Source organism: Spirulina subsalsa CS-330, assembly GCF_028330765.1.
GTDB classification, from domain to species: Bacteria; Cyanobacteriota; Cyanobacteriia; order Cyanobacteriales; family Spirulinaceae; genus Spirulina; species Spirulina subsalsa_A.
The window spans coordinates 1-6,963 of record NZ_JAQMTY010000033.1 but is presented as its reverse complement, the minus strand read 5'-3'; the positions used below and the strand labels follow the sequence as shown (position 1 = coordinate 6,963).

Sequence of the window (6,963 nt, the reverse complement as noted above, 5' to 3'; positions counted from 1 at the left end):
TGCATCCCACTTTTGCAGATTCCCATGGCTCGCCAGGGAGCACCCTCATCCCCAGCCCTTCTCCCGCAGGAGAAAGGAGCCAAAAGCCCTCTCCTGAGGGAGAGGGTTGGGTGAGGGATTGCATAACTGGGATGCACTCCTCGCTAAGGGCTTAAAACACTCGCAAATAGCTATCCCGATAGCGACGTTGTACCATAGATTGAGCGATCGCTTCATCCCAACGGGGCACGGGTTTGAGGTCTGAAATGGTGCTCCAGGATTCGTCTAAGGGGGTGCGGGTGATTTGGCCGACGAGTTGCGCGATCGCTTTACAGCAGGACTTGGGATGACGACAAACCTGCTCCTCTGCAAACCGAATAATCAGCCAATGTCGGACTAAAAAAAAAGTATGGCGTTTCGTTTCCCGTGGGTCGGGGTAACAGTGATAGGGCTTTTGGGTTTTGTAGATATAGGGTTCGTCAATTTCAATATCAATATGTAGATCCCCTTGGATATAGCAAAAATCAGGAGTGTAGGGATATTGATACCGGGGAATTTTTAAGCCCAGATCGGTATGAATTCGCCCTGGAAAATAGTGATTAAGATGAGCGAGAAAATGAGCCTCAGAGACTCCTTTTTGAACATTTGTTGAGATCGGGAGTGGGGGGACTGTGGTGCTAAGGGTGTTTTGGATTTGCTGTAAATGGCGTTGATAGTCTGAGACTTTTTCGATGCGGTGGAGTTGTTCCACTTGCTGGGTGTAATGTTGATATTTTTTCTGATACTGCTGCACTCGTTTTAAAAACCGTTTGCGCCGCTGGGGGTAGGTGATCAACGCGCCGCCAATTAACACCACATTGCCCAACAGAAAAAGCAAAAAAGCCAGTAAAAAGAACGCCGAGCTTTGGCTGGCAAGGCTGATCAGGAGGAGAATCAAGAGGGGCGCAAGGGGCAATAACGCACGGAAGGGAATGACTTGAGGGGGGGGTTGGAAATAGGGGCGCTGTGGTGGTGTGGGGATGGGGGGCAGTTGGGCGAGGGATTCGGCGATCGCGTCCGGTACATAAATATCGGGATACGTGCGGGACATAGACGCAAAGGAGGCTATGGAATCTCTTCATTGTCTCAAGTTTTGTGATTTTGATTACAAAATCGGGGGAAAGTTGACAGGACTTTACGCCGTTCAACGCCAACAGATCACAGGGCACAGCTCTCTAAGCAAGACCGATTTAACCCCTTGCCCCCATAACCCAGACAAGGCGGCTCCAGCCCCTTGCTCCACCTCACAAAACCAACCCAAAGAAACGCCCGACAACGACATGATCCACGCATCACAATCCGTCAGGACTTACGCAAATTTCTGGCTAATCTCTCAGTTTTTCGTTGAGGCAAGGGGCTTAAGCCCCTTGTTTGTGTGTATCCCTGCGTAAGTCCTGTCCGTAAATAGGCGCAGAAACTTTGCATAATACAAAGCCACCGATTTAAACTATTAAATTACATTAATCAGCCCTCCTCCTCTGCCGCAGCCATGAACAGCGCATTTTTAAACCGTCTCCACAGCCCAGAACGCCCCGTGCTTGTTTTTGATGGGGCGATGGGAACCAATTTACAGGTACAAAACCTCACCGCTGCGGATTTTGGCGGGCCCGAATATGAGGGCTGTAATGAATATCTCGTGGTGACGAAACCGGAGGCGGTGGGGACGGTGCATCGGGGGTTTCTCACGGCTGGGGCGGATGTGATCGAAACCGATACCTTTGGCGGTACGTCGATTGTCTTGGCGGAATATGACCTGGCCGATCGCGCCTATGAACTCAACAAAACGGCGGCGGAATTGGCGAAGGCGATCGCCGTTGAATTTTCCACCCCCGAAAAACCCCGCTTTGTGGCCGGTTCCATTGGCCCCGGCACGAAACTTCCCACCCTCGGCCATATTGATTTCGACAGTTTGCAGGCGGCCTATATTGAACAGGCCACGGCTCTTTATGATGGCGGTGTGGATTTGCTCTTGGTGGAAACCTGTCAGGATGTGCTGCAAATTAAAGCGGCGTTAAACGGGATTGAGCAGGTGTTTGAAGAGAAGGGCGATCGCCTCCCCTTGATGGTGTCCGTCACCATGGAGCAGATGGGCACGATGCTCGTCGGGACAGAAATGGCCGCCGCCTTGGCGATTCTTGAACCCTATCCCATCGACATCCTGGGGCTGAACTGCGCCACCGGCCCCGACTTGATGAAAGAGCATATTAAATATCTCGCGGAGCATTCCCCCTTCATCGTCTCCTGTGTGCCCAACGCTGGACTGCCGGAAAACGTCGGCGGCCAAGCCCATTACAAGCTCACGCCGATGGAATTGCGGATGTCGTTGATGCATTTCATCGAAGACTTGGGCGTACAGATCATCGGCGGCTGTTGTGGCACGCGCCCCGACCATATCCAGGCCCTAGCGGAGATGAGCCAAACCCTCACCCCCAAACGCCGCCAGCCCCACTACGAACCCGCCGCCGCCTCGATCTACAGCACCCAACCCTACACCCAAGACAATTCCTTTTTAATCGTCGGGGAACGGCTCAACGCCAGCGGCTCGAAAAAATGCCGCACCCTGTTGAACGATGAAGATTGGGACGGCTTGATTTCCCTCGCCAAGGCTCAGGTCAAGGAAGGGGCGCATATTCTCGATGTCAATGTGGACTATGTGGGGCGCGACGGGGTGAAAGATATGCACGAACTCGCGTCGCGGTTGGTGAATAATGTGACGCTGCCGTTGATGCTCGATTCGACGGAATGGGAAAAAATGGAGGCGGGGCTAAAGGTGGCGGGGGGGAAATGTATCCTCAACTCGACGAACTACGAAGACGGCGAGCCGCGTTTCTATCAAGTGCTCGATCTGGCGAAGCGGTACGGGGCGGGGATTGTTGTCGGCACGATCGATGAGGAGGGGATGGCGCGAACGGCGGAACGGAAATTTGCGATCGCTAAACGAGCCTACGACGCTGCGATCGCCCACGGCATCCCCGCCCATGAAATCTTTTTTGACCCCCTCGCCCTGCCCATTTCCACCGGCATCGAAGAAGATCGCGAAAACGGCAAAGCGACGATTGAATCGATCCAGCGCATTCGGGAAGAACTCCCCGATTGTCACATTCTCTTAGGGGTGTCTAACATTTCCTTTGGGTTAAATGCAGCAGCGCGGCAGGTGTTGAATTCGGTGTTTTTACATGAGGCGATGGCGGTGGGGTTGGATAGCGCGATCGTTAGTGCCAGCAAGATTTTACCGATGGCGAAAATTGACCCCGACCATCAAAAAATCTGCCGCGATTTAATCTACGATCTGCGGGAATTTGATGGCGACATCTGCACCTATGATCCCCTCGGCAAAATCACCGATCTCTTCGCCGGGAAAAAAGCGAAAAAAAGCGAAGCCGTTGATAAGAATCTCCCCATTGATGAACGCCTCAAACAGCACATCATCGACGGTGAACGCCTTGGCCTCGAAGAAGCCTTAGAAGAAGCCCGCCAAGAGTTTGAGCCTCTGCATATTATTAATGTGTTCCTCCTCGATGGTATGAAGGTGGTGGGGGAACTGTTCGGATCGGGTCAAATGCAACTCCCCTTTGTGTTGCAATCCGCCCAAACGATGAAGGCCGCCGTTGCCTATTTAGAACCCTTCATGGAGAAAAAAGAAGGGGAAGATAATCGCAAAGGCACATTTATTATTGCCACCGTGAAAGGAGATGTTCACGACATTGGTAAAAACCTGGTGGATATCATTCTGTCTAACAATGGCTATAAGGTGATTAATCTAGGGATTAAACAACCCGTCGATGCGATTATCAAGGCCTACGAAGAACATGGGGCCGACTGTATCGCCATGAGTGGGTTACTGGTAAAATCCACCGCCTTTATGAAGGAAAATTTGCAGGTATTTAATGAGCGGGGCATTACCGTGCCGGTGATTTTAGGTGGTGCGGCACTCACGCCAAAATTTGTCCATGGTGATTGTCAATCCACCTATAACGGTCAGGTGATTTACGGGCGCGATGCGTTTTCTGACCTGCATTTTATGGATAAACTGATGCCGGCGAAAGCGGCTGAGGCGTGGGACGATTTAACGGGGTTCCAAGGGGAATTTGCCGAGGGTGAAACGAATGGGAGCGCGATCGCACCTCCCCAAGAGGAGCAATCCACCTCTCAACCCGACGAACCCAAAGTAATCGATACCCGCCGCTCTGAAGCCGTCGATCCCAACATTCCTCGCCCCACGCCGCCATTTTGGGGCACGAAAATCCTCACCTCCCAAGACATTTCCTTAGAAGCCCTGTTTTGGTATTTGGACTTACAAGCCCTCTTCGCCGGACAGTGGCAATTCCGCAAACCCCAAGGCCAATCGCGGCAGGAATACGATGCGTTTCTCGCTGAAAAAGTGGAGCCGTTGTTATCCCAATGGCAGCGGCGCGTCGTGGTGGAAAAACTCCTTGATCCGGCGGTAATTTATGGCTATTTTCCCTGTCAATCGGAGGGGAATACGCTGATCATCTACGACCCGGAACAGCCGGAGGCCCGGCGCGAGGTGGCGCGGTTTGAGTTTCCCCGGCAGCGATCGGGGCGGCGGCTCTGTATTGCGGATTTCTTCGCGTCGGTGGAGTCGGGGGCGATCGATGTGTTCCCGATGCAAGCAGTGACGATGGGGGCAATTGCCACGGAACAGTCCCAAAAATTGTTTGCGGCGGATGACTATACGCAATACCTTTATTTCCACGGAATGGCGGTGCAAATGGCGGAGGCGTTGGCGGAATGGACTCACGCCCGGATTCGCCGCGAACTGGGTTATGGGGATCAGGAGCCGGACAATATTCGGGATATGTTGAAGCAACGGTATCAAGGGTCGCGCTATAGTTTCGGCTATCCGGCTTGCCCGAATATGCAGGATCAGGTGACGCAGTTGGCGCTGCTGGGGTGCGATCGCATCAACCTCACCATGGACGAAAGCGAACAACTCTACCCCGAACAATCCACCACTGCGATCGTCACCTATCACCCCGCCGCGAACTATTTCAGCGCCTAACGGTGAAGCTCACCGGACGCAGAAACGACCAATGCCGTCCGTTGCAGCGAGGTTTAGCCTGCTCTAGACTTAGGTATACGCAAGCGGACTGTCTATGTTATGAGCTATCGCGATATCGTTACGATTGAACCCGATAAACGTGGAGGGAAACCCTGTATTCGTCGCATGCGAATTACGGTTTACGACGTTCTGGGCTGGCTAGCCGCTGGGATGTCTATTCCTGAAATTGTTGATGACTTCCCAGAACTGACAGAAACAGATATCAGAGCTTGCTTAGAATTTGCGGCTGATCGTGAACATCGTTTAGTTGCTTCTGTGAGTGCCGCTTGAAACTACTGTTTGATCAAAACTTGAGCCAAAAACTTGTCACTCGCTTGGCTGATATTTTCCCAGATGCCAGCCATGTACAATTTCATGGATTGGCAGAGAAGACGGAACTTCACTAAGTTACCTTAGCTGACCTTGCACTATCCTGTGCTGTTTGATATTACATGATTTGATCTGGTAAGCTGATCGGCATTCAAACTACATTGTGCCAGTTGCGCTGAAACCCTTGTACAGAGGGGCTTAGAAAAACTAGGATGCAATTTAGATGCCGATTAGCTTAGTGATTGGATTGCCCAAACACAACTACGATCGCACTATTTCAATGCCCATTGCACGGAAATAGCGCGATCGCATCAACCTCACCAGGGACGAAAGCCACCACTGCGATCGTCACCTACCACCCCGCCGCCAATTCAGCGCCTAACCAATCTAAGATGAGTGGTGATGAACCATACTGCAACGCAGCAAAGAACGAATATTCGCCACTCCATCGACTTGTTCGCTGACTTTGCTAGAGATACAAGACTGTTCGTAAACCCTCATCTATCTCCTCCTGTAAATAGTCTGGTAGCGAACCAATCCGCTCAGCCAAAAACGTTTTATCAATCGTGAAAATTTGAGAGACATTGACAACAGAATCTTTCGCCAAACCCGATACACCACGCGGCAATAATACATTGCCTGGTGCTTCCGCTAAACGAAGAGTTGAAGTGATAATAACGACGATAACAGTGCTAATCTGGCTCTGGGTAAAGGTATCATCCTGAATGATCAAAACGGGACGACGATATCCAGGTTCTGAGCCTACCGGATCGGGTAGGTTTGCCCACCAAATTTCTCCCCGGTACATTACCAATCCTCATGAGGCAAAGACATCAACTGCATTTTTGCCATCACTGGATCAAGTTCAGAGGACTCTGTCGCGTAAACTTGATTCAATTTGAGCAAGATTTGCTCACGGTTGTACTTTTTCAGGTAAGCCTGTAGCGCTTTTGTGTAGAGCTCGCTGCGCGACAGCCCTAACTGTTGAGCCAGTGTCTCCGCCTGTTCAAAGACGGTATCGGGAAGTGAAATCGCAGTTTTCATCGCGACCTTAGCGTAACGTTCTATTCTTCGGTTATACCTTGGTTATACCAAAGCTGCACCAATGAGTATCAGAAGAGGCTGTTTAACACGGTAAGTTTGAGGGCTGAGGGTCGTCGAAACCCGGCCGCTTACCCTTCGACGGCCCTCAGGGTGCGCTACTTAAATGTCCTAACAAACTCGTCTACTGCTATATCTAGGCAGGGTTCGGAGCCGCCTTAAACGTGACTGCGATCGCACTATTTTAATGCCCATTGCACGGAAATAGCGCGATCGCATCAACCATCGTGCAGCATCTGGAGCGACCCCGAAGTCTGGGATACCGGTCAGTCTAAGGACAAATCAATCTGTTCCATCAGTTGAGGGATGTAGCTTTGACATACTCCCCCACTAAACCCTACGGGCTATAGTGGGAGATTCTGAACAGCCAGTTACCTGACCATTTATCCACTCAAACAACGAGAGTTGCAGAGGGTTGCTAGGCTCAACGACTAACGCCATTGATTTATCCT

5 protein-coding genes and 1 pseudogene are annotated in these 6,963 nt (G+C 51.4%); 3 read left to right on the top strand and 3 right to left on the bottom strand.

Features of this window, described 5'->3' with window-relative positions; translation table 11 throughout:
* Window positions 1-151 precede the first annotated feature (151 nt).
* Window positions 152-1,069: a hypothetical protein gene (locus tag PN477_RS02580; RefSeq protein ID WP_272117377.1), complete on the bottom strand. Its 918-nt coding sequence runs from the start codon at window positions 1,067-1,069 to the stop codon at window positions 152-154.
* A gap of 438 nt (window positions 1,070-1,507) precedes the next feature.
* Here PN477_RS02580 and metH point away from each other — a divergent pair, with 438 nt between their 5' ends.
* The 3 genes and pseudogenes from metH to PN477_RS20810 form a co-directional block, all read left to right on the top strand.
* Window positions 1,508-5,041, top strand: coding sequence for a methionine synthase (gene metH / locus PN477_RS02575; RefSeq protein ID WP_272117376.1), 3,534 nt, complete (start codon window positions 1,508-1,510; stop codon window positions 5,039-5,041).
* A 99-nt stretch (window positions 5,042-5,140) separates the two neighbouring features.
* Window positions 5,141-5,371: a DUF433 domain-containing protein gene (locus PN477_RS02570; RefSeq protein WP_272117374.1), complete on the top strand. Its 231-nt coding sequence runs from the start codon at window positions 5,141-5,143 to the stop codon at window positions 5,369-5,371.
* Window positions 5,368-5,478, top strand: a pseudogene (locus PN477_RS20810) (DUF5615 family PIN-like protein); the annotation flags it as partial. The gene PN477_RS02570 and the pseudogene PN477_RS20810, both read left to right, overlap by 4 nt.
* A gap of 401 nt (window positions 5,479-5,879) precedes the next feature.
* Here PN477_RS20810 and PN477_RS02565 read toward each other — a convergent pair.
* Together PN477_RS02565 and PN477_RS02560 are read right to left on the bottom strand one after the other, a co-directional pair.
* The gene (locus PN477_RS02565) at window positions 5,880-6,218 is read right to left on the bottom strand and encodes a type II toxin-antitoxin system PemK/MazF family toxin (protein ID WP_272117372.1); all 339 of its coding nucleotides are present in this window, start codon (window positions 6,216-6,218) and stop codon (window positions 5,880-5,882) included.
* Window positions 6,218-6,454 carry a hypothetical protein gene (locus PN477_RS02560; RefSeq protein ID WP_272117371.1) on the bottom strand — a complete coding sequence of 79 codons (237 nt, stop codon included), beginning with the start codon at window positions 6,452-6,454 and terminating at the stop codon, window positions 6,218-6,220. Before PN477_RS02560 ends, PN477_RS02565 begins: the two co-directional genes overlap by 1 nt.
* Window positions 6,455-6,963 lie beyond the last annotated feature (509 nt).

Bases quoted from the DNA above. Each gene is read 5' to 3' on its own strand.
- PN477_RS02580 (WP_272117377.1), bottom strand. From the start codon at position 1,069: ATGTCCCGCACGTATCCCGATATTTATGTACCGGACGCGATCGCCGAA.
- PN477_RS02565 (WP_272117372.1), bottom strand. From the start codon at position 6,218: ATGTACCGGGGAGAAATTTGGTGGGCAAACCTACCCGATCCGGTAGGC.
- metH (WP_272117376.1), top strand. From the start codon at position 1,508: ATGAACAGCGCATTTTTAAACCGTCTCCACAGCCCAGAACGCCCCGTG.
- PN477_RS02570 (WP_272117374.1), top strand. From the start codon at position 5,141: ATGAGCTATCGCGATATCGTTACGATTGAACCCGATAAACGTGGAGGG.
- PN477_RS02560 (WP_272117371.1), bottom strand. From the start codon at position 6,454: ATGAAAACTGCGATTTCACTTCCCGATACCGTCTTTGAACAGGCGGAG.